18 protein-coding genes are annotated in these 21,602 nt (G+C 49.1%); 12 read left to right on the plus strand and 6 right to left on the minus strand.

What is annotated here, in order from left to right; all coding sequences use genetic code 11:
• Nucleotides 1–35 precede the first annotated feature (35 nt).
• Nucleotides 36–8,354, plus strand: coding sequence for a hypothetical protein (locus ACZND6_RS03735; protein WP_489524398.1), 8,319 nt, complete (start codon nt 36–38; stop codon nt 8,352–8,354).
• Between the two features lie 138 nt (nt 8,355–8,492).
• Here ACZND6_RS03735 and ACZND6_RS03740 read toward each other — a convergent pair whose 3' ends face one another.
• Genes ACZND6_RS03740 through ACZND6_RS03750 form a run of 3 tightly spaced genes read right to left on the minus strand, consistent with a single transcriptional unit; the run spans nt 8,493 to nt 9,572 of the window.
• On the minus strand, nt 8,493–8,774 hold the full coding sequence (locus ACZND6_RS03740) for a type II toxin-antitoxin system YafQ family toxin (protein ID WP_155165935.1): 282 nt from the start codon (nt 8,772–8,774) through the stop codon (nt 8,493–8,495).
• Nucleotides 8,768–9,133 (minus strand): type II toxin-antitoxin system RelB/DinJ family antitoxin, encoded by a 366-nt coding sequence (locus ACZND6_RS03745; RefSeq protein WP_241680189.1) that lies wholly within the window; start codon nt 9,131–9,133, stop codon nt 8,768–8,770. The genes ACZND6_RS03740 and ACZND6_RS03745 overlap by 7 nt, the downstream gene beginning before the upstream one ends.
• Nucleotides 9,120–9,572, minus strand: coding sequence for a hypothetical protein (locus tag ACZND6_RS03750; RefSeq protein WP_489524399.1), 453 nt, complete (start codon nt 9,570–9,572; stop codon nt 9,120–9,122). Before ACZND6_RS03750 ends, ACZND6_RS03745 begins: the two co-directional genes overlap by 14 nt.
• A gap of 117 nt (nt 9,573–9,689) precedes the next feature.
• On the opposite strand from ACZND6_RS03750, the gene ACZND6_RS03755 reads away from it, so the two are divergent.
• The 5 genes from ACZND6_RS03755 to ACZND6_RS03775 are packed head-to-tail and all read left to right on the plus strand — an operon-like array spanning nt 9,690 to nt 14,120.
• The gene (locus ACZND6_RS03755; protein WP_443891602.1) at nt 9,690–10,226 is read left to right on the plus strand and encodes a transglycosylase SLT domain-containing protein; all 537 of its coding nucleotides are present in this window, start codon (nt 9,690–9,692) and stop codon (nt 10,224–10,226) included.
• Nucleotides 10,227–10,251: 25 nt separating this feature from the next.
• A complete protein-coding gene (locus tag ACZND6_RS03760; protein ID WP_008812091.1) occupies nt 10,252–10,530 on the plus strand; it encodes a TrbC/VirB2 family protein in 279 nt (92 codons plus the stop codon).
• Nucleotides 10,531–10,857, plus strand: a complete 327-nt coding sequence (locus ACZND6_RS03765) for a VirB3 family type IV secretion system protein (protein ID WP_290066036.1) — start codon at nt 10,531–10,533, stop codon at nt 10,855–10,857.
• Between the two features lie 3 nt (nt 10,858–10,860).
• The gene (locus ACZND6_RS03770; protein ID WP_486865525.1) at nt 10,861–13,326 is read left to right on the plus strand and encodes a VirB4 family type IV secretion/conjugal transfer ATPase; all 2,466 of its coding nucleotides are present in this window, start codon (nt 10,861–10,863) and stop codon (nt 13,324–13,326) included.
• Nucleotides 13,323–14,120: a hypothetical protein gene (locus tag ACZND6_RS03775; protein ID WP_155165941.1), complete on the plus strand. Its 798-nt coding sequence runs from the start codon at nt 13,323–13,325 to the stop codon at nt 14,118–14,120. The genes ACZND6_RS03770 and ACZND6_RS03775 overlap by 4 nt, the downstream gene beginning before the upstream one ends.
• On the opposite strand, the gene ACZND6_RS03780 is transcribed toward ACZND6_RS03775, so the two are convergent.
• Complete coding sequence (locus ACZND6_RS03780; RefSeq protein ID WP_155165942.1) at nt 14,068–14,982, minus strand: hypothetical protein; 915 nt, start codon at nt 14,980–14,982, stop codon at nt 14,068–14,070. The genes ACZND6_RS03775 and ACZND6_RS03780 overlap by 53 nt on opposite strands.
• A gap of 49 nt (nt 14,983–15,031) precedes the next feature.
• Between ACZND6_RS03780 and ACZND6_RS03785 the strand changes: the two genes are divergently transcribed.
• From ACZND6_RS03785 to ACZND6_RS03795, 3 genes are read left to right on the plus strand one after another with little or no spacing between them, the layout of a single operon-like run.
• Nucleotides 15,032–15,751, plus strand: coding sequence for a TrbJ/VirB5 family protein (locus tag ACZND6_RS03785; protein ID WP_486865526.1), 720 nt, complete (start codon nt 15,032–15,034; stop codon nt 15,749–15,751).
• Nucleotides 15,752–15,763: 12 nt separating this feature from the next.
• Nucleotides 15,764–17,452 (plus strand): TrbL/VirB6 family protein, encoded by a 1,689-nt coding sequence (locus ACZND6_RS03790; RefSeq protein WP_462336990.1) that lies wholly within the window; start codon nt 15,764–15,766, stop codon nt 17,450–17,452.
• 3 nt (nt 17,453–17,455) lie between these two features.
• On the plus strand, nt 17,456–17,692 hold the full coding sequence (locus ACZND6_RS03795; RefSeq protein WP_337575335.1) for a hypothetical protein: 237 nt from the start codon (nt 17,456–17,458) through the stop codon (nt 17,690–17,692).
• A gap of 5 nt (nt 17,693–17,697) precedes the next feature.
• Here the strand turns inward: ACZND6_RS03795 and ACZND6_RS03800 are convergent, their stop codons facing one another.
• Nucleotides 17,698–18,051 (minus strand): type II toxin-antitoxin system PemK/MazF family toxin, encoded by a 354-nt coding sequence (locus ACZND6_RS03800; protein WP_008812084.1) that lies wholly within the window; start codon nt 18,049–18,051, stop codon nt 17,698–17,700.
• The gene (locus tag ACZND6_RS03805) at nt 18,048–18,323 is read right to left on the minus strand and encodes an AbrB/MazE/SpoVT family DNA-binding domain-containing protein (protein ID WP_278747618.1); all 276 of its coding nucleotides are present in this window, start codon (nt 18,321–18,323) and stop codon (nt 18,048–18,050) included. The genes ACZND6_RS03800 and ACZND6_RS03805 overlap by 4 nt, the downstream gene beginning before the upstream one ends.
• 57 nt (nt 18,324–18,380) lie before the next feature.
• Here ACZND6_RS03805 and ACZND6_RS03810 point away from each other — a divergent pair, with 57 nt between their 5' ends.
• Genes ACZND6_RS03810 through virB10 form a run of 3 tightly spaced genes read left to right on the plus strand, consistent with a single transcriptional unit; the run spans nt 18,381 to nt 21,187 of the window.
• The gene (locus tag ACZND6_RS03810; RefSeq protein WP_293737564.1) at nt 18,381–19,130 is read left to right on the plus strand and encodes a VirB8 family type IV secretion system protein; all 750 of its coding nucleotides are present in this window, start codon (nt 18,381–18,383) and stop codon (nt 19,128–19,130) included.
• On the plus strand, nt 19,127–19,975 hold the full coding sequence (locus ACZND6_RS03815; protein ID WP_337575338.1) for a TrbG/VirB9 family P-type conjugative transfer protein: 849 nt from the start codon (nt 19,127–19,129) through the stop codon (nt 19,973–19,975). Before ACZND6_RS03810 ends, ACZND6_RS03815 begins: the two co-directional genes overlap by 4 nt.
• Entirely contained in the window at nt 19,976–21,187 is a 1,212-nt protein-coding gene (gene virB10 / locus ACZND6_RS03820) for a type IV secretion system protein VirB10 (RefSeq protein WP_293737562.1), read from the plus strand. It abuts the gene before it with no gap.
• The last annotated feature ends 415 nt before the right edge of the window (nt 21,188–21,602 follow it).

Genomic DNA, 21,602 nt, shown 5'->3' on the forward strand with positions numbered 1-21,602 from the left:
CCGATCATGCCTCGTTTACGGGCGGAAAAGTCATCGTGACCGGCGTCAATTTGACTCAGACCCAAGCTGCGGATTTGGCAAAGGCATTCAAAGAACAGTTTGGAAGTGCAACGACCCTCGAGTTCCAAGGCACGATAGCGGGCGTTTCACATGATGATAAATTAACCGTCGCAAAAACCAACGAGCTGTACAACAACGTTGAGCATCTTCGCGATGTCATTTTCGTAGACCGAAAACTTGAAGGCGAAAACGGAGCAATCGTCGTTGGAGATTCAGGTTTGCGCAACAACACAGGCTTCACGGGCATCAACGAAGCAACCGGAACAACAATTCAAGACGGGAAAGAGCTTACTCTGATCGGCGGTAAGTCCGACGGAACAGGAAATCGTTTCACTCTAGCTGAAAAAGTTATTACTGCCGTGGGCACCGGTGCTAAGCTGATCTTGGGCAGTCTTGGTATTAAAGACTCTTCTCTTTATCAGGGTCAGGCCTCGGAAGTCAATCTTTCCAACGGCGGAGAATTGAGAATCGCTGCGGGCGACTATCTTGTCACGAATCACACCTCTTCGGGAGGTACAACAACGGTAGATAAAAATTCTACGTTCCGCAGTGACAACGGCACATTCACCGACAAAGCTGTTCTCGAAAATAACGGCGAAACCGTTCTCGGAACGTTGAACGGTTGGAACGCTGCTGAGGTTCACAATAACGGCCGGCTGACGATCAACGGCAACACACAATTCGGCGGCAGATTTATTAATAATGCAAATGCCAAATTAGTAGGTACTGCCGATATCGACGGAACCTTGCAAAACAGTCAAGGCGCCCAGTTGATTGCCAATACTGTAAATATCAACGGAACCCTCCGCAATTTCGGTTACATGGAGGCGCTGGATAATTCGACCGTGTTTGGTACGCTGGAAAATCCGGGCGAAATCCGTTTGTTCAATACTTCTATCGGCTCCCGCGGTGACGGCAACATTGGCACTATCGGGAACACTTACACCCTTAAAGCAACCGGTAAAACGCAGGTTTCCGGTTTGATCGCCAATGCTTCAGGCGCTGTTGCAGAATTTACCGGAGATGATTCGGAACTCACAATCCTCAGCGGCGGCGTTGTTTCTAATAATGGCACCTTGATTGCCGATTCTTTGGTAATTAATAACGGCGGCTATTTCATCAATGGAGATAATGCACAGCAGACCTTCACTTCCTCCCCTCTTCGTTTGAGAGCTGTTGCCAGAGCAGTTGCAAGGGCAACCGAACAATTGAAGAATTTGACGGTTTCTGAGGGCGGCAGCAAGACAAATAACGGCATTGCCTATTACGGAACCGGTTCGATTGCGGGCGAATTTGTCAATGCAGCAGGAGCAGAAGCCTACGGCGGCGTGTCTGACATTTTCGTTGACGGCAGCGGATTAGGTATTACGAATACCGGCTCGATCAAGAATGCAGGTACGTTTACTTTCGGCGGTACCTTGAACAACTCCGGCTCGATAACCGGGGACGGCCTGATTGTTTTCAAACGCGCCGGCCTCGGCAATGATACCTTTACGAACGCCGGACAAATCAATGTCGGAAGTCTGGAAGCTGACAATATTAAATACGTCCAGACGGCAGGCAGTCTTTCGAGCGCTTCGGGTTGGTTCAGCAATTCAACAGTTGATCTGACCGGCGGAACGATTGAACACGCTGTTCTTGGTTCTGGCAATACATACAATCTTGGCGCGGGCTCCGGTTCCAATGATGCAGCGACATTCACAGTCGGCACGCTCGACAGTTCTTCTGTCGTTAATATCAATCGCGGCGCAACACTGAGAACCGAACACATTGCAATGGACGGTCACAAGACGACTAACTTGCAAGGCGGCCGTCTGTCCACAACGTTGGATCAGGTCTTTGCCGATCTGGATTATTCAACACTTAACCTCGATGCGGTTAACCCGGACGACAAAGTAGAAGTCACAAGCAATCCTCAGATTGTGACCGGGGTAGGCAATGTTATTGATTCCGTGGCCGAAGGCGTTGCTTTCCAGTGGGGCACTGTCGCATTTGACGACGCCTCATACAGCGCTGCGCTGGCCGGCGATGCAGTCAACAAGCTTGTAGCCATCGGAGACGTTCCGGCGGAACGTCGCGGTGAGCTCGAAGTCGCATTTAACGGCAAAGCATCAGAGAGGTTTAATGTAGATCTCGCAAATTCTATTAAAGCCACGGCTGCCGGCACTCTAGCCTACGCAACGTTTGCTAATGAAACGCTTTCCAATGAAAGCGCTGCCAATCCGGATGCAACCTCTTTGGTTGTAGGCGTTAATGACCGCTCGGCGGTGATTGTTCCGACATCCGGCACCCCTAACGTTCTTAGCCAAAATATGGGTTTTATGAACGTCACCGGTGTATCCGACGGCCTCTATATTAATAACGGCAGCCATTTCGTATTAGTGGGTCAGTCCCAGCCCAATCCGAATCTCGCTCCGGTTGAATTAGCAGACGGAGCTGTATGGGTTGGCGGCAACAAAAATGTTGACGGTTCCGTCACACCTTCTAAGTTAACCCTTGGGTCCTACGGTTCTGCTACGGAAACAAAGGGCCACCTTGGGGAATTAAATATCGGAATCTCTCCTGCCAATCCGACTCTCGGAGGTGCCGGTGGTCAGGTTATCGTCAAAAACGGTGTTTTCACTGTTGATAATCTGAACAATGGTTCAGCCGGCTACGGTACTGACAGAGAGGGACTGGTTATTGGCAACTCTGACGATACAACCACTCAGCTGATTGTCGGCACCTATACGGCTGTTGACGGCAGCGCTATGAGCAATCACGGTATTTTCAAAGCTCAAAATATTGCATCCCGCAACACCAATAATTCGTTTGTTAACTACGGAACCTTTGAGATCGGTACTGCCGACATCAGCGGCTACGTGGAAAACAACGGTCAAGCAGCCTTTAATGAGCTGACACTACGCGAATACGGTTCTGTTAATAAGCAAGGTGCTGAACTGACAGCCGGAAAACTGACCGTTTCCGGTAACGCTCTTGCCGGTGCTTCGGGAACTTACGGCATTCGTGGATCGCTGGAAAATCAGGGCAAACTGTCCGTTACGGATGAGCTAACTGTTGGCGGTGATATTACCAACAGCGGCGAAGTGGACATTGCAAAACTCACCGTTCAAGCCGCGACACCCGTTCAGGATGCAACTGCGGGTAGCTTCATTAATAACGCGCTTGCGAAAGTGGACTCACTTCTGACGGAAGCCGGCTCCATTGTGACCAATGCAGCTGACGCTGTACTCACGATTGCCGGTCTTAACGGGGCAACAGAACTCAAAGGAACTCTGACCAACAACGGAACCGTCAAAGTTGACGGTACGCAGAACGTTACGGTAGCGGGCGGGGAGTTAAACAATAACGGGACAATGGACAATACCAATGCCCTGAACGTTACCGCCGGTACCGTTAACAACAAGGGCACTTTAGCTCTGAAAGGTTTGAACGTCACAGGCGGTCAGGTAACCAACTCTGCGGAAGCTCAGTTCAAAGACACGGGAACTACCAAGATTGAAATGGCTGATGCTTCCGACGTCGGTATCGCCAATGAAGGCCACCTTGAGCTTACAAATCTCATGCTGTTGAAGGGAATGATTCAGGGCGGCTCCGTGGGTTCCAAGGGTGTGACACTGGCAGAAGTCAGGCAGGATGCCTCGATTGAGGCTGAAAAGGTTCAATTAAAAGAACTGAACAATGCCGGAACGGTAAAAGCTACCGATTTTGCCGCAGCCAAGACCGAAAATACAGGCACCGTTGAGGCCGGACACCTTGTTCTGGCTGAGAACGACCGCTTCCTTAACCAAGCAACGGGTTCAGTCAAGGCCGATCAGCTGGTTCTTAACGGCGGAGAATTTGTCAATGCAGGTGGAAACACCTCGGATATTGCTCTGACTCAACTCGCCACCGGCGGTCAGTTCACTTCCGACGGAGACAGCACCCTTCAGAAGGTTGTTTCCAATGAAGGAACGATTAACCTTAACAAGGGTAATCTTAATATTGCCGAGCTCGATGCAAAGAACTCCGTCTATAACCAGTTAGGCGGTCATTTCAAAGCTGACAAGGGCTTCTTTGAAGATTCCACGCTGAATATTAAAGGCGGAATTTTTGACGCTTCCGAAGTTCGCGATTCCGAAGGAAACGTTACCGGTCTCCTCGGCAATAACACCGTTAACATCTCCGGCGGCAATAAGACTCCGGTGATTGATAACGAGGATTCTGCGGAAGTTAAGTCCCACTACAAAGATAATTTAACGCAGGTTATTGCGGGCGTAGTCAACAGCGACACAACGGTCAACATTATGGCGGGCGGCGTCCTCGATGTTGCCAAGATCGAACTTGACGGAAAAGCCGATAGCATCAATCTGACAGGCGGCGTTCTTCAGACAAGTGCGGATCAAATTTTCGGCTCTGTCACGACTGAGGCCATTCGAATCGACGCGGCAGACGCCGAAACGGGCACGGTACAGCTTCCGACCACCGTGCTTTCTGCAACTACCGTAGGCGCAGTCAAAGACGAGATCCAGTCCGGGCTGAATGTCGAAAGCGGCAATCTTGCTCTTGACGACGATTATTTCAGCGCTTCGCTGATTGTCAGCGTCACCGACAAAATTGCGAATGCATTTGAAAATGCGGCCAACCTGACCATCAATTTCTTAGGTCAGATGACTGCCCCGTTTACTATTACGACGGCAAACGATCTGGAAAAAGAAGGACTTGATGTCGTTCTGAACCCCGGCATTGTGCTCAACACGACGACTCTGCACAATGAGTTTGCGGATGAGTACAACAAAGACACTGATGCTTCTCAGACGATCAAAGGTTTGATCATTGGTGCCGAGTCCAATGATCCGAATACCAATTCGATCAATATTAGTATGGGATTCAAAGATGTCTCCCATACGGATAAAGTCACAATCGAAGGCGGTAAGGAATTGGTTCTTGTCGGCAATGCCGTCAATGCAATTCCTGAAGGTTCTTTTGGTGATGATGCCAATAAACTGCTGAAGGATTCCGCCGACGGCGGTTCCATTGATGTGAATAACGGTCAATTCACGTTCGGCTCTCACGGCGGTGTTACACCGACAGTCGGATGGATTCTTTCCTCCAATATCGGAGAAGACGGAGCTTTGGAAGCCAAGAACGGTGAATTTGCTGATTGGACTATTGCAAACAACGGTAATGTTCACGTTCACTCCAATGCCATTTTGCATATCAACAGTTTGACCGGCAATGGTTCGACCGTTAACGAAGGGAAACTGTCTCTGGACGAAAAACACGGAAATCTTCCGGTCTTTGATGTAACCGGAAACTTCCTGAATAAGGGCCAGAACTCCGTCTTGGACGCTTCCAAAGTTGACAAGGTAACGGTATCCGGCACACACGCCAATGAAGGCAAAGCCGATTACAACGATATGCTGATTGCCGAGGGCGGCAGCTCTAATAACAGCGGCACGGAAAAAGGCAACATCCTCACCGTTGAAGGGACTCATGCCAACTCCGGCACTTCGATTTGGAACGGTGTCACCGTTGCCGATTCCGGCAACGGTGAAAACTCCGGCAATTTGGATGTCGGAAGCGTATTTGATGTGATTGGTGAGTTTGTCAACAAAGGCAAAGACGCAGTTCTTGACGCCACAAAGACAGCTGTGACCACCGTCGCGGGTCTGTTGCGCAACGAGGGAACGGCCAATTACGACGATATGACCGTCGCTTCCGGCGGCACGTCGAACAACTCCGGTTTCGAGAAAGGCGACATCCTGACGATTGCTGACGGCGGTCAGCACACCAACAGCGGTACCTCTATTTGGAACAATGTCTCGATCCAGACGGGTGCTACTTCAACTGTTGAAGTCGGCGGCAAGGAAACGATCAACGGAACCTATGACATTGCGGGCGACCGCATTAACAAAGGCGAAGTTGACGCAACAGGCGTTGCCAATACTCAGGTTTCCGGGACGCTCGATAACCAAGGAACCTCAAACTACGACGATATGACCGTCGCTTCCGGCGGTACGTCGAACAACTCCGGTTACGAGAAAGGAGACATCCTCATCATCGAAGACGGCGGTGAGCACATCAATTCAGGAACCTCGATCTGGAACAACCAAACCGTTCAGGTCGGAGGCTCGGCCACTACCGAAGAAGGAGGCAAAGAAACCATCAATGATAAGTATGTCATTGATGGCGAGAAGACGAATAAAGGTGAAATTGACGCCACCAAGGTCACCGATACCCTTGTTTCCGGGGCACTCGACAATCAAGGCAAATCTGAATACGACGATATGACGATTCAGGGCGGCGGTACGTCGAATAATTCCGGTTACGAGAAAGGAGACATCCTGACGATTGACCCGAACGGCGAACACAATAACTCCGGCACGTCCATTTGGAACAACGTCGTTGTGGCCGGAGGCGATGTGAACAACACGGGAGATATTGAGACGGGCAAACTCACCATTGATGACGGCCTTGTCAAGAACGACGGCGGCAGTCTGAAAGCCGAGGAAACCGATCTTAACGGCGGAGACCTTATTATCGGAAACGACAGAGAACCGACCGAAGAAAATCACGTTAAAGCCGAGATCAATCCGACGGGCGACGTTATCGACACGAATATCTACGTGAAGAATAACGGCGACTTGAACTTGGGACCCAAAGGCGGTCTTGATTGGGCCGACTCTATCGGATCTCCGACGGTGCCCAGCGGCACACCGAGCCGATTGGTTATTACCAATAACGTGACAACGGGCCCGGGAGGAGGAATTTCCGTAGGTCCCAACGTTTGGACGGATAAAGACAATCACGTCCAGATCGGAAACGGTGATTTGTATTTCGCTAAAGACTCTTTGACCGTTATTGACAGCTCCATCCTCACAGACGGTAAGAGCGCATTCAATACCACAAGCGATATTGCGAAAGTGACTGTCGAACCGGGTGCAAACCTTGTTCTGGGCAATATTGAAGAAGTGGGCGACTACACAATCGTCAACGGCTACATCACCGGCGGAAATGAATCCGGCGGAAATGAATCCGGCGGAATGTGGACGGGCGGCTGGACCGGCGACAATCTTTACGCTCTTCCACAGGACGGCTCCGGCATCAACTGGATTCTGACGCTGCACAACGATCCGAGCAAGATTTGGGTCAATGCAACGCTGGCCGATGTCCGCACTGTCTATCCTGACATCGCCATTCCCAACATTGCTAACGACGATCTGCTGCACTGCAAGAGCGGTGACGCAGGAGCCGAATTTGTTTGCCGCGTTCTGCGAGATAAAGAGCTGGATATTGCCGGTAAGACCAAAGTCATCAACTCTGTAGCAAATATCGCCTTTGCGGGCGGCGCTATGAGCGTTTCCATGAACGACCTCAACACGGCTGCCGACTCCATCGAGGGCAGAGTTTCCATGCGGAACGAAGCCTTTACCGAGTACGGTGTTATGCGCGAATGGGATCGCGGAAACGATCTTTGGGTCGATGTTATCGGAGGTAAGCAGAAGTACAAGAGCCTGAGTGCCACCGGTATTTCTAAAGCCGGATTCGATACGAACGCCTATGGTCTTGTTATGGGCTATGACCGCAAGTTTGCCGGTAAGTCCGTCATCTTAGGCGGCGCTTTCAGTTACAACCACGGTTCACTTGATTCCACCGGCGACGTGCTGAAGACCAAGAACAAGTATGACAGCTTCGGTCTGCACGCTTACGGCGCTTACGCTCCCGTCGATAGAGTCAATCTGATCGGAACTTTGAGCTGGATGCACAACTCCTCTGATATTACACAGTCGATTAATGCAGCTGGATTCAACAAGGCCGATGCTGATGTCAAGACAAATCTGTTTAGTCTCGGCACTCGAGCCGAAGCCAATCTGCCGGTCGGCAAGGCAAACGTAATTCCTCACGCAGGACTGCGTTATGTGTGGGCCAAGTCCGGCAGCTACGACACCAAGGTGGACGGTAAGAAGGTTTGGGGCAACACACCTGATGCCACTAATACTTTCCAGCTGCCTATCGGCGTTGCGGTTCGTGGCGACATTATGACTGCTTCCGGTTGGAATGTTCGTCCGCAAGCTGATCTGACCCTCATCCCGCAGTTCGGGGATACCGAACAGAAGACGAAACTCAGCAACTTCAACGGTGTCAGCGACAAGCTCTCCGGTGAATTTGCGGGCAAATTCGGCACAAACGTGAACTTAGGCGTACAGGCCGATAAAGGTCCGGCAACGTTTGGTGTCCGTTACGGATTCACGGGCGGCACCAAAGGCAAAGCAGACCACGCCTTCAAGTTCGAGGCCAGATACCGCTTCTAAACAAATCTAAAAACAAACGCGGGCTCCTCAAGGAGTCCGCACAACCCCGATGAATGAAGGATTCATCGGTGAGCGCTCTAAGAGGGCGCTGACCAATGAGTCTCAACCCAAGAGAAACAAATGCGCAATAGAAAAAAATTACCTTTTAACCTTGGAAAGCAGTTCCGAATGACTTCCGGTTCTTGCCAACCTGAGCAAAGGGTATTCAACTTTATAAATGAGAAGCCAATCGGGGCGGATATGAAGTTCGCGATATCCCTTCCAATTGCCGCTCAAACTATGGTCTCTGAATTGAACCGGAATCTCAACTTCTTTGAGAAGCATGTCAATTGCTTCAGAAAGCAGTTCCATCCTCTTTCCTTGTGCTTCCATTTTTTTAACGTCTTTCAAAAAAAGACTCGAAGCCTCGATATTCAGCATTCTTTATCCACTGCCGAGAGCAATTCTTGGAAATTAGAAAACTTTTTTCCTTTTCCTGCCTCCAGCTCATTCATCGCTTCGATGGTTTCTTTGTTTGGGACGTATGTACTAAAGGGAATGTCTCTCTCATTGACCAATTTGATCAAGGTCATCCGTACCAAGTCGGATATGGAAAGACCCATAGCCGAAAGAATCTCACTTGCTTCCAATTTCAATTCTTTGTCGAGTCGAACCCGAATAAAAGAGTCGGCAGTACTCATAGAATCTCCTTCTAAAGAATGCCTACATTGTAGCACCAATGAAAGATTAAGCTCTGCTTTGGCCGCATCATATCCTTTGCGGAGTTCAGGATTTTTCATCCAATCCGCCGAAGTCTCTTTCCAAGATTTCTTTGTAGGTCTTCTGATTTGCCTTTTTTCTACCTCTAGCTTTTTCAATATCAAGTGCAGCCGCTTTTTTCAAAGAGCCATCTCCGAGGTCTTCCTCTGCGCAAAAATGAAGGTACAGAGCGCAGTCCTCTTCGCTTTCAAGAAAATCAACTGGGTCATAAGGTTTGCAAAGTTTTGTACTCAGCACCTCTGGGAAGGAAGAAGGTTTTTCAGCCCTAATACTTTTGCTCGAACAGTAATCAAGATATGCGTCACTGACGCTTTGAAAAGCATCTTGAAGCTCCAAAAGGGTGAGGCCTTCATAAATCAACCCGCAACGGATATCAAGAACTTTGCCCGTAAATCGGCCGTCCGGACTAACTTCCACGGAACCTTCATACCCTTTGTAACTAAGCTTCTCGTTGCTCATAAAAAATCATCCTCATTAGAGCCAAATTTTAATCAACGCGGCCTGCGTGTAAGGTTAATTATCGGTTTCATCCTTGCAACTCTTTCCCTCTCATCTCAAGCCGATGATTTCGGGGATTTGGCCAAACGCTGCGCACCGGAAGTTTCTGAAGACACGCTGCGCGCATTGGTCAGAACCGAATCTAGTTTTAATCCTTATGCCATAGGCATTGTCGGAAGAGGTTCTCGGCAGCCGAAAGCATTCCATGAGGCGATGGCAATCATTGCGCAGCTGGAACTTGAAGGAAAAAACTATTCAGTCGGTTTGGCACAAATCAATAAAAAGAATTTTTCCAAGCTCGGTATCAATGCCTCCGGGGCACTGGATGCCTGTACCAATTTAAAGGCAGCATCAAAAATCCTTTCCGACTGCTACCAAAGAGCACAGAACCGCAGCGGCAGCAATTCGCTTCACGATGCCTTGAGCTGCTACTACTCAGGAAATTTTCAGACCGGCTACCGCCACGGCTACGTGGATAAGGTGCGCGCCAATGCCGGCATTTCAACCTTAACAGCTCCTGTCGTTCCGTCCATCCGGGAAGCTGAAACGAAATCAAAAGATTCTTCAACCCTTGTCGCTACAGGCGACAACTCATCAACCGGATTGATTTTTTAATCCGATTAACTTTAGGAGTTTAACTATGAAAAAAAACAACTTCTTATTCCCCGCTGCGCTGGCCGCGTTGATTCTGAGTGACCCGGCACTGGCTGCTGCCGGAACTCAGAGTCTGAACAATACGCTCCAAACAATTTTGAGTGTATTCCAAGGCGCATCTCTTTTAATCGTCACAGGAGCAATTATTTGGGCAGGCTACAGAATGTTGTATACCCATGCCAATATTCAGACGGTTGGCGGCCCCTTCCTAGGCGCTTGTTTAATTGCCGCAGCTCCATGGCTGGCTGAATTGCTGGTGGGCTAAATGGAAACATCGAGCCCTTTGTTTAAAGGTGCGACGCGCCCCGCTTGCATCGGGGGCGTTCCCCTCCAGGTATTTGTGCTCAATATCGGCGTCGTTTCGCTTTTGGCAATCTGGATTTGGATTCCTTTGATTTTGATTACGCCTATCACGCATTTTTATTTGAAGACCGTCGCCGACAAAGATGAGCAGATTTTCTCGCAGCTGATTTCCTATGCGCGAATCAATCTCGTTCGCTCTTTTAACCGACGGTACTGGGGAAACGTCACAAGTCTGAGCCCAAAACAAGAAAAAAAAGAGCTTTTCATCCTTGAAAAGAGCAAGGAGTAAACCATGTTTGCCCAACGTAAAGCACTTGAAAACTCTGAAAAAAGCCTCTCGGAATTTATTCCCTACTCAGCAGTAATTGCGCCCGGCGTTGTGATCTGTCGTGAAGGAGATTTGGTTGCGACTGTAAAGATTTCCGGAAAGGTTTTTGAGGCGGTTTCCAACGAAGCGCTCCAAAGAGACGCGGAGCGCCAGAATAACTTCTTAAAAGTGATGGCAAGCGCGTCCTCCACGGACGAAATGTCACTGAAAGTGCACAGAATTCGGCGCGTTGTTCACGACGAACTTTCTGTGCCGGACGAGAATTCGAGCAGCCGTTTTGTCAGAGACTTTGTTCGCGCCTACAACCGTGAAATCTCGGAAAACAATCTGATGGCGACCGAACTTTATGTGTCGTTGGTCAGCCATAAAGCGACGGCATTGAAGAGGGATAATTACAAAGAATCGGAAATCCGGGAGGAACTTAAAGAGCGCTTGGAGGTTTTCGGAAAAGTCTTCGATCAGCTGGTAAGTTCACTTAGGGATTACGAGCCCGCAGTGCTTGGAGAATATTCGGACGAGCAAGGAATTATTTTTTCCCATCAGCTCTCCTTCTACAATTACTTGCTGACCGGGCAATGGCAGAAAGTCCGAGTGCCTTTCATGCCGCTAAACGAAGCACTGGGGAACGTTCAGGTTTTCGGCGGAGCCGATACCCTTGAATTTCAAACTGCATTGGGAAAGTCCTATGTGCAGTCGATAGAGCTTAAAGATTATCCGATGGCAACGTATTCCCGGCTGCTTGACGGACTGCTCTACAACACTAATTTCGATCAGAGTTCATACCCCTTTATTGAAACGCAGACCTTTACGGCCCTATCCAAAAACAAGGGACTCAAGGCTCTGAAGTTGCAGCAAAACCAATTAAGGTCGGCTCAAGACGATGCCGTTTCGCAAATGCAGCTGCTGTCATTGGCACGCGATATGGTCGCCAACGGTCAGATTGTCATCGGCGACTACAGCTATTCGCTTCTTGTATTCGGCAGCGAAGATACCGTTGTTGCCCATGCGAATGACTCGGTAAAAAAATTGCAGGACGCGGGATTTTTACCGATCAAGTCCACTCTCGCGCTGGTTACGTCTTATCTGCATCAGCTTCCCGGAAGAAAGGACCGCTCGCGGGTCGCAAAAATCTCAAGTATGAATTTTGCTCATCTCGCTAGTTTTCATAATTTTCCATGCGGAAAACGCGACCGAAACCCTTGGGGCGAAGCCGTCGCGTTAATGAAAATGCCGAGCGATCAGCCGTATTACTTTAATTTTCATTACACCGATCCCGAAAAGGATTCTTTGGGAGACGTGCCGCTTGGGAATACGGCAATTCTCGGAGCATCCGGCGCGGGCAAGACGGTATTGCTGAATTTCCTTTTGTGCTCGGCGCAAAAGTATCGCGATAAAGACCATCAGCTCTCGGTCATCTTATTCGACAAGGACAAAGGTGCCGAGCTAGCCATTAAAGCGATGGGCGGCGGATATTTGGCAATTGAAAACGGGAAACCTTCCGGCATCAATCCCTTCCAGTTGGAACCGACAACAGAAAACATCCAGTTTTTGATCGGATGGACAAAGCGGCTGATCGGACGCGACGGACTTCAGATCACTCCGTTGGATGAGCAGCGGATCGCAACAGCAGTTGAGACGGTCATGTCCATGCCCGCTAAGTACCGAAGACTTGCTGTGCTGCCGCAAAGCCTTCAGACGGGCGACCGTGTGGAAGACGCGCAGAACTCGCTTACCATGCGCCTTTCTAAGTGGATTGAAACGGGGCCTCTCGCATGGGCCTTTGACAATGAAATCAACACGCTCGATCTCAATGAATTTCCCAACTTCGGAATTGACGGTACGGACTTTTTGGAAAATGAGGATGTCCGCGGCCCGATTACGGAAATTCTCCTTTATCTGATTGAAACTCAGGTAATGAAGGACAAGAGACGAACCATCATTGTGATGGATGAGTTCTGGAAGTATCTCTCCGACCCGGCTACGGCTCAGTTTGCGTTCGACAAGCTCAAGACGATTCGTAAGCAGAACGGTATTTTTGTGTTTGCTTCTCAGTCCCCTGAAGACGTTCTGAAAAGCGAAAGAGGTTCCGCGTTTGTGGACAACACGGCTACAAAAATCTACCTGCCCAATCCCTACGCGAATGAAAAGGATTACACGGAAGGGTTCAAGTGTACGAAGGACGAGTTTTCGATCATCAAGAGCCTCGATACACAAAGCCGTCTGATGCTGATTAAGCAGGGGCCTGTGTCCGTGATGATTCGGCTTGATCTCGGAAATTTCAAACGTGCTCTGAAGATTTTTTCCGGGACTGCCGGAACCACCAAGTTCGGAGAAAAACTATTTTCTCTCGTGGGAGACGACCCTGAAGTTTGGATTCCTTATTTCTTCGGGGACAAACCCCTTCCGACTAGCGAAAAGGAGGAGGCATGAATTCTTTAAATTTTAGGTGTCAGGATCGGCTGATCTCGGCATTTTTCAAGGATGTTTCTGCTGTTTTCAGTGACGCAGAGATATACGAGTTAAAAAAGATAATCAGCCGTCCTTTTATTTTCCCTCGTGATAAGAGACTGCTTCTCGAGAGAATCAGCGAAAATTGCGAAGAAGCGAGGCGCCTGTCCGATTCATTCGGATTTAAATACTTGTCCAACTTACTGGCTTTGCGCGTAAAGCTTCTTTACCGTTTTAAGCAACCTCGTGAAGAAGGAAACGTTCTTATTGGCGATAAGTACTCAGTCGGTTTGCGCTTTCTGGAAGTTATTGAACAATCCAATCAGAAATTTCTTTGGATCAGCCAGAACGGACCATTTAGTTATGACACCGATTATCCGTTAACGGTTGCGCAGGCCGAATTTCATGCTCCTGTGATTCCCTGCTCAGTAACAGCTTCAGAGTGTTTTGAAAAATTAGAGCAATTCTCTCTGAATTGGTCCTCCCAGTTAACAGTTTTAGAAATTGGTTCCGGCAGCCAATCCAATTCTTTACCCGGCAAAAGTCTTAATTTTTTTCCACAGCTTCTTAACAAATTGTCATTTATCAAATTCCAAGGAGTCATTATCCATTTGGATGAAGAAATAGAAGATGTGATGATTTCAAACCGATACGAAATCGTCTCGGAACTCCAAAAGTTAAAAGCCATCGGGAAAGATGTCTACTTCGGCTGTGACCAAGTTGCTAAGGAAGAAGCTTCTCAGAGTTTTGTTGCTGCCGTAAAAGGAGTTCTGTAATGAAGCTATTAAGAAAAAATAAGCCTTGTCTTTTGGCCCTAATTGGCAACAAAAGATCGCTCGGCAGTTTCATCAGATCAAAGTACTTGGTTTCGCTTGTAAACGAACCGGAGGCGAAGTCCAACTCAACAACATTGTATGAACGATCTCGCGAAGGGTACCGACGTTTTAAAGCCGGAAAAAGATCATGGTATTCAAATCTCCGGCCAATTATCTCTCTGATCAAATTAAAAATTTCACTTGCAAATATTGGGTTGTCCGGTAACAAAAACCAGTTATCGCGACAAAACTCGAGGGCTTTTTCCGTGTTTATGGAAAAGGAGGAAATATGCGCTTGAAATTTCCAATCTTTATTCAAAAGTTTGCTAAGAAAGCGCAACTTAAATGTTCTGTGAGAGCCATCAGCATTGCTCCATACCGCACGTTCAGGGGCCCACTGAAATTTTTGAATATCCGGGTGTCCGGCAAGCATATGGGGTCTAACGTCTGCCCTGAGGTACGCAGAGAGCTTTTGCCACTCAATTTCTCCTTGTCTTATGTCCACGACGTATTGCTTCAAGTGCTTTACGAAATAAAGCTTTTCGAGGATATCAAAGGCAACATCTTTCACATTGAAAGGATGGGGACGACCGGCAAGCAAGGAAGTTATTGCGCAAATATCAAAAGGTTCATCCGACCGACGTACACCAACAAGATTCAAAGAAGCAAGAAACGAAAGAAGATTTTGGGAATTTTCTTCACTAAGAAGAAGTTGATTGGAAGGGGCCTCTTGCGCCGCTTGGAAAAAAAGATCTTCAAGTTTACTGATTTCCCGTCGATGCCAAACCTCTTGAATTTTCTGCCTGATCCCGATTGTTTTCATTTGGATGCTCTGCAAATAACAAATAAATCTTAATGGAGAGGAACAACTTATGTATAGAAAAGTAATAGCCACCCTTATGTTGTCCGCCGGTTTGTGCTCCGGCACATCCGCTTTAGCCTCCGGCATCCCTACCGTGGATGCGGCTGCCATTGCACAAATGGTGCAGCAGCTCACGCAGATGCAGCAGATGTACTCGAACATGGTTCAGCAGTACAACACGGCAGTCAACACGCTGCAAAACTTCACCGGAACTCGCGGATTGGGACTGGTGGATTACAACCTGAATCTGAGAAGTCTGATACCAACCTCCGCCCGCAGTCGGCTGAACGGAATTATGAACGGCACGTCGTCTCTTAGCAGTTTAGGGCGGGATATTTTTAACCGGCTAAAGCTCGGAGACGCGTGCAGCAATCTTGACGGGGAAGTCAAGCAAAACTGTCTGAAGGCTCGCGAATTTGAAGCGGAGCAACAGGCAGTTTTGGAAGAAGCAGCCAATACCGCCAACCAGCGTCTTCAAAACATCGAATCGCTTATGAGTCGGATCAACACTGCAACGGATGCCAAATCCATTGCCGATCTTTCCGCGCGTATTCAGGCCGAGCAAGTTGCGCTTCAATCCTCTCAGTTGGCTGCACAGTTCCAACAGGCTCAGATGGATAAGCAAAACGAGCTGGTGCGTCAACAGGCCGAAAGAGAAGCGCATCAAAAGATGTTTCCAAGAATGACGCAAGCGGATATTCAACGGGCCATTCGTCCGCCGAAAAACTAAAAGGAGAATCCTATGGCGGGTACTTTTGAAGCCTTCGGGAATCAAGTCAGAGGAACAATGGCTGGTTTTGCCAATTCCGTTTCAGGCGAGATCATCTCGAGCATCAGTCCGATTATTTACACCGGCATCATGATCTACTTTTTTGCCCGGGCCTATCAGATCACGACAGGCCGGGCGGAAGGCGCGATACCCGACTTGATCACACAATGCGTAAAGATTGTATTGGTCGCTTTTTTCGGACTGAATGCCGCAAATTTCGTGACTTATGTTATCCCGGCGGTCTATGGCATCGAAAACCTGCTGTTGAATGCAATATCCCACGGCACGACCGCAAGTGACATAAATAACGCTTGGGGAGCTGCTGACCAGACATGGCAAACCTTTATGAACGGCTTTCAGGCCATTTACAACATTTGGTCGAACAGCTCTTGGAGCGTTTGGTCCATCGGTGAAAGCATTGCCACGAGCCTGTTCATCATTTTACTCATGGTGCTTATGCTGGTGGTATGCATTTACTTCATGTTTTTCGCTGTCGGTTACTTGCTGCTTTACGAAATCTTTCTTGTCATGGGGCTGGCTTTCGGGCCGCTGTTTATTTGCACATTGATGTTCACCGTAACGCGGACGTGGTTCGACGGTTGGCTCAGAGCAGTGGTCTGCTGGGCCTTTACTCTTGTCGCAGTGGCAGGAACACTCTCACTGATTAACGGTATCTTTGCAGAGAGAATTGATCAAATAACCGAGTTTGCGATAGCTGCCGAAGGCGGAAAAGACTATGGAGTTCTGTTAGTTAACTTAGGTGTTTTTGCCGTTGTAGTGCTAGCTCTTGCAACAGTTGTGAAATCTATCCCCACATTTGCCGCCGGTCTTACCGGAGGCGTTGCGCTTCAGGCTGCCTCGGTGGCAGGTATGCTGCAAAGTTTCGGCAGAACAATGGCAGCCGTCACGGGCGGTGCTATGCTGGGGTACGCGGGCGGTATGTACGGACGCGCCAATGCTCAGGATACCGATTACGCTAAAGAAAACCGGGATGCTCTGAAGTCTCAAGCCCAGCACCTCCTTGGCAGCGGCGGCCTTACCAATCCCGGTTCATTTGCAGCAGCGACTGCCGGTTACGCGGCAGGCGCAGTCAGACAGTTCTTCACCGACCCGGACAAATTAAGAACTCCGGCAAACGCGGGTTCAGACGGTTCTTCCGGTCCGACAGGAGGAAGCAGCTCGGGCTCGCAATCCGGTTCTTCAAGTGCTCCTGCCCCTGCATTTACCGGCCCGGCAAACATGAACCAGACGCCACAGCAGGAAAAGGTGGCGGCAGCCAATGCTGCGGCGCTCGGTGCTGCATACGGAGCACAACCGTCTTCCGTTGCACCGTCGATATCTCCTTCAGGAACGACGGCAGCAGTCGGTTCTGTGCCCGCTCAAGGTGCGGCCCCGCAAAGCACCGGTTCTTTTGGAGCGGCTTCAGGTGCGTCCACTTCAGCAGCGTCCGGCAATTCCGGCGCAGCAGATCCGGCGTTTGATTTCTCAACGGATCATTCGCAGTTTGACCAAAGAGCTCAATTCAATACTCCGACCCCTGAACAAAACATTCCTCAGCCGTCTCAGAGTTCTGGGTCTTCAGAACAAGTGAATGAAGCACAAAGCCGGGAAAACGAACGGATCGCCGATGAAATCTTAAAAAACAGAAGTAAAGAAGAGTGAACCATGCAATCAAAAAAACTTCTCTATTCAATCTTAACCGGCGCTTTTACAGCCTTTGTTCTAACCGGCTGCGGCGCCACAAAACCACCGACACCTTCCGGCATTCGCGTCCCTGTAACTGAATTTGCACAGCAAAGACAAAAGGAAGCAATGCAGAAAAAAGAGGAAGCAAAATTCAACTTTGGAAAAGACCGGGCTACACGTAATTTCAGTTTCGGTTATGAGGAGACGGAGCAATGAAAACCTTACTCCTCTATTCCGAGAATGGCTGCAAGCTTGCCCAAAACTTCATCAACAACATACTGAGGAGCGGTCTCAATGAAAGTCGCTTCCCTTGCTCGGACGTCCATCGTGCGAAGCTGATCACAAATAATGACACCGGTCGTTTGCAGTCCCGTTCCAATGAGAGGAACGACGAGACCGTACTTTCGATTAAAACCCGCACCGTTACTGATAGCCGCAACAATAACGCGGTTAGAAAGAGCGTTTACCGGCTGAACGCTGACTACAAGCGCCGGACGAACGCCTTGCTGTTCCTGTCCCAGCGAGGGATCGAAAGCAATACGTATGATGTCACCTTGTTGAAGTACCTTTTTCATAATAATTCGGTGCCCTTACGTTTATCTTTTCCCCAAATTTCATACTCTTCTTCCAGCAAGGGCATGATCTGTTTGTGCTCCTCGAGGAGTTGGCTGAGATCATATTTCGGAAGTTTTCTGCGTTTCTTTTGTTTGGACTCAATAATCAGCTTGCCGTCGTCAAACGTATATTCAACGGTGTCGCCTTCTGTTGCGTTCAAAAGTTCAAGTAAAGCCTTGGGAAATGTGGCTACTACCGATCCCCCGACTCTTCGTAATGTCAAAGAAGCCATATCTTTCTCCTAAAAGATAATTTTTAGATAACGAATATTATACAGATAGGAAACAATATGTTTTTCAAGAAAAAGAAACCAACGCCCCAAGCAGAAGCCGCTCCTTCAGCTGCAAAAGAAACCGTGAACAAACCGGCTTATCCCTATCACGAAGCTCTAGATTGGACCGTTGAGCGTATGGCGCTGAAGGAAAAACAGGCCAAAGCCGGTTGGACAGCCGCCAAGATTATGGGGTGCCTATTAGTGCTGGTGAGCATTATCTGCATTGTGATCGCGGTGAAAAAGGAGGCTTATCCCTTTATCGTCGAGCTGGATAAGAGCAACGGCACTACCCGGGTGATCGACATCCGTGATCCGCAAAACATCCCGGCCGATGAGATGATGGACAAGTATTGGCTCAATCTGTACACGCAGAGCCACGAAAGCTATGACTACCGCACGCTGGAAAACGACCATGCACGAGTCCGCCTGATGAGCGTTCCTGAAGTATTCAATCCTTATGACCATCAGTACGGACTGGATAATAAGAAATCCCTTCAGAATCTTCTTAAAGACAAAAAGAAGATCATCTGCAATGTTGAGTCCGTCGTTCCCAACGGAAACGGAATCGCAACCGTCCGCTTTACCAAACGCCTTGTTGATACGTACAGCAACAATGAAGAAGCTAGAAACTCTTGGCGTGCAACCATCGGATATGAATACAACCCGAATTATTCGATGGACGAAGCACAGAGGCTTGTAAACCCATTTGGTTTTACGGTCACAAGCTACCGTGTTGACCCGATCATTGAAGGAGCCGCCCCATGAGAAAAAGTCTTTGCTGTCTTTTGCTGGTTACATCTTTCCTCGGCTGCGGGCTCTCAGTTAATGCTTTAGAGCGTCCGACGGCAAGTCAATATGACGCACGAGTGATGTACACGGACTACAAACCCGGTCAGGTGTATCCGATCCGGGCCGCAAACGGGCTGATTACAACCATCACATTTTCTCCCGGAGAAAAGATTCGCGATTTCGGTTCCGGGTATTCAACCGCTTGGGAGTTTCAAGCCCGAGGCAATAATTTCTTTCTTAAACCTAAAGATTTCGACGGAGCGACCAATCTTGTGATTGTGACGGATAAACATACGTATCTCTTTGATGTGCATCCCGGTTCCAGAGCCAAGGCAACCTACAGCCTGACCTTCCGGTATCCGCTGGAAGAAGCGGCCAAAGCTCAGGAGAATGCAAACAAGAAAACCGTGGATTCTCTGCTGAACCAATCCGATAAAGAGATTTCCGATAAGACCGATTCCGAGAACCGATCTGAAGTTAATAAGTTTTACAGCGAAAATTTCGGCTCCTCTCCTCTTTCAAAAGAAATCGCACCTCTAGAAGTGTTTGACAACGGAAGGTTCACGTACCTGAAGTTTGACCGGCACACCGACTTTCCGGCTGTGTACAGAGTCTCTGAGAACGAAGAGGAAACACTGCTTAACTCTCACATCAAAGGCGACTGGCTCGTTGTTCACGGCGTTTACAGAGAACTTAGACTCAGAGCCGGACAAGCTGTCGTCGGCATTTACAACGAAACCTACAGCGGCGGCGGAGCTCCGAACGACTCGGGTGTGTCGGTGCCCGGACTGAAACGAGAACTCGTCAAAGAGGTGAACTAAATGAATGAAAACACAACACCGCAGATTTCCGGTTCTCAACCCAATCCTGCTGAAATCGGAATCCCGAGCGTTGCCGGGAAAAAATCATCCCCGGCAAAAAACAGAAACTTGGCTTTGATGGCAGCGTTAGTCGTGTTCATGCTGATTTGCATTGCCTTCGGTTTCTATCAGAAGCATTCTTCGAGAAACGCGCAGCCTAAGCAACAGGAGCAAGCAACTCCGATGCTTTCCGGACGCACGCTCACGCTTCCTCCTCTCTCGCAGATTCAGCCGCCGGAGGCGCCGCCCGCACCCGTGGTGATAAAGGAACCGGCTGAGCCGAAACCGGAAAAAGAGGCCGGGCTGATTCAGGAGCCTCCGGCGATACAGACGCAGCAAGCTGCAAGCAGTCCGATGGTCAACAGCACCAAAGAAAAACCTGAACCGACACTCGCTGAAAAGAGAAACATGGCCCCCATGATGGGCGATGGAGGAGCCTTACAGGGAACGGAGGAAAGTGGGGAAAAGGGATTTGCAGCCACCCTCCGTGAAGAGGGCTACGACTCCGGTTCCGGGCGATCTTCAGGCGGAAAATTAGGCGGACTGCTCTCCAGCGTTTCGACTCCTCCGACCAGTGCAATCATGATGCCGGACAGAAATCTGCTTCTTCCTAAAGGCACGTTCATAGACTGCGTTTTGGAAACCAAGCTTGATACGACCGTCCCGGGCATGACTTCGTGCGTCATCCCCCGCGACGTTTACAGTGCGAACGGTCGCGTACTTCTGATTGAGCGCGGTTCAAAAGCCATCGGCGAATATAAAGGTGCCGTGGAGAACGGGTTGAACCGAATTTTCGTTCTGTGGACGCAGATTCAGACGCCTAAAGGCGTGCGCGTCAATATCGATAGTCCTGCAACCGATGCGCTTGGCGGCTCGGGTATGGCAGGAGAAATTGACTTCCATTGGTGGGCTCGCTTCGGTAACGCACTGCTCTTTACTTTGATTCAGGACGGTTTTGACTTCGCAATGACCAAACAAACCGAAAACAACGGCGGGGTTAATTACTACCAGAACAGTGAAGACGGAATGAATCAAATCATTCAGGAAGCCATGCGTCAATCCGGCAACATTCCTCCGACGCTCACAAAGAATCAGGGCGAACGTGTCGGCATCTTTGTTGCCAGAGACGTGGACTTCTCCAAGGTTTATCAGTTGAAACCCACAAGCCGATAAAAACTCAAACATAGAAACACTTGAGCCCCGCAGCTTTCGCTTTGGGGCTCTTTACCTAAGTGCCTAGCAAGCCAGCAACAAAAGCAACGCAATGACTAATTTGAGTAGCCATCGCAGAATGCGCTTTGCTATACTAGAGGCGTGAGATTTATTTACGAGCATGATCTCAACCTTATAGGCGGCTCCGGACTGCAATCCGAGAGCCGTTTTGCTTGGTTTCTTCACAGACTGGAAAGGTTACCAGCAACTTCCCAATTCCATTCTCGCCATGCTCTACCGAGTTTGGTTTTTGCATTTTATCAAATCGGGTTGTCTGTAATTTTTGAATAGGCCAGCAAAAATAAGACCCGCACAGTGCGGGCCTTGATGGTGTTTTATTTCGGCTTTCAGCCTAGCTAAGTTGAGGTAACGTCAC

It is taken from the genome of Parasutterella sp. (genome assembly GCF_057870745.1).

Bases quoted from the DNA above. Each gene is read 5' to 3' on its own strand.
- ACZND6_RS03800 (WP_008812084.1), bottom strand. From the start codon at position 18,051: ATGAAAAAGGTACTTCAACAAGGTGACATCATACGTATTGCTTTCGAT.
- virB10 (WP_293737562.1), top strand. From the start codon at position 19,976: ATGAATGAAAACACAACACCGCAGATTTCCGGTTCTCAACCCAATCCT.
- ACZND6_RS03775 (WP_155165941.1), top strand. From the start codon at position 13,323: ATGAATTCTTTAAATTTTAGGTGTCAGGATCGGCTGATCTCGGCATTT.
- ACZND6_RS03760 (WP_008812091.1), top strand. From the start codon at position 10,252: ATGAAAAAAAACAACTTCTTATTCCCCGCTGCGCTGGCCGCGTTGATT.
- ACZND6_RS03815 (WP_337575338.1), top strand. From the start codon at position 19,127: ATGAGAAAAAGTCTTTGCTGTCTTTTGCTGGTTACATCTTTCCTCGGC.
- ACZND6_RS03765 (WP_290066036.1), top strand. From the start codon at position 10,531: ATGGAAACATCGAGCCCTTTGTTTAAAGGTGCGACGCGCCCCGCTTGC.
- ACZND6_RS03770 (WP_486865525.1), top strand. From the start codon at position 10,861: ATGTTTGCCCAACGTAAAGCACTTGAAAACTCTGAAAAAAGCCTCTCG.
- ACZND6_RS03790 (WP_462336990.1), top strand. From the start codon at position 15,764: ATGGCGGGTACTTTTGAAGCCTTCGGGAATCAAGTCAGAGGAACAATG.
- ACZND6_RS03745 (WP_241680189.1), bottom strand. From the start codon at position 9,133: ATGAAAAATCCTGAACTCCGCAAAGGATATGATGCGGCCAAAGCAGAG.
- ACZND6_RS03795 (WP_337575335.1), top strand. From the start codon at position 17,456: ATGCAATCAAAAAAACTTCTCTATTCAATCTTAACCGGCGCTTTTACA.
- ACZND6_RS03810 (WP_293737564.1), top strand. From the start codon at position 18,381: ATGTTTTTCAAGAAAAAGAAACCAACGCCCCAAGCAGAAGCCGCTCCT.
- ACZND6_RS03785 (WP_486865526.1), top strand. From the start codon at position 15,032: ATGTATAGAAAAGTAATAGCCACCCTTATGTTGTCCGCCGGTTTGTGC.
- ACZND6_RS03740 (WP_155165935.1), bottom strand. From the start codon at position 8,774: ATGCTGAATATCGAGGCTTCGAGTCTTTTTTTGAAAGACGTTAAAAAA.
- ACZND6_RS03805 (WP_278747618.1), bottom strand. From the start codon at position 18,323: ATGGCTTCTTTGACATTACGAAGAGTCGGGGGATCGGTAGTAGCCACA.
- ACZND6_RS03750 (WP_489524399.1), bottom strand. From the start codon at position 9,572: ATGAGCAACGAGAAGCTTAGTTACAAAGGGTATGAAGGTTCCGTGGAA.
- ACZND6_RS03780 (WP_155165942.1), bottom strand. From the start codon at position 14,982: ATGAAAACAATCGGGATCAGGCAGAAAATTCAAGAGGTTTGGCATCGA.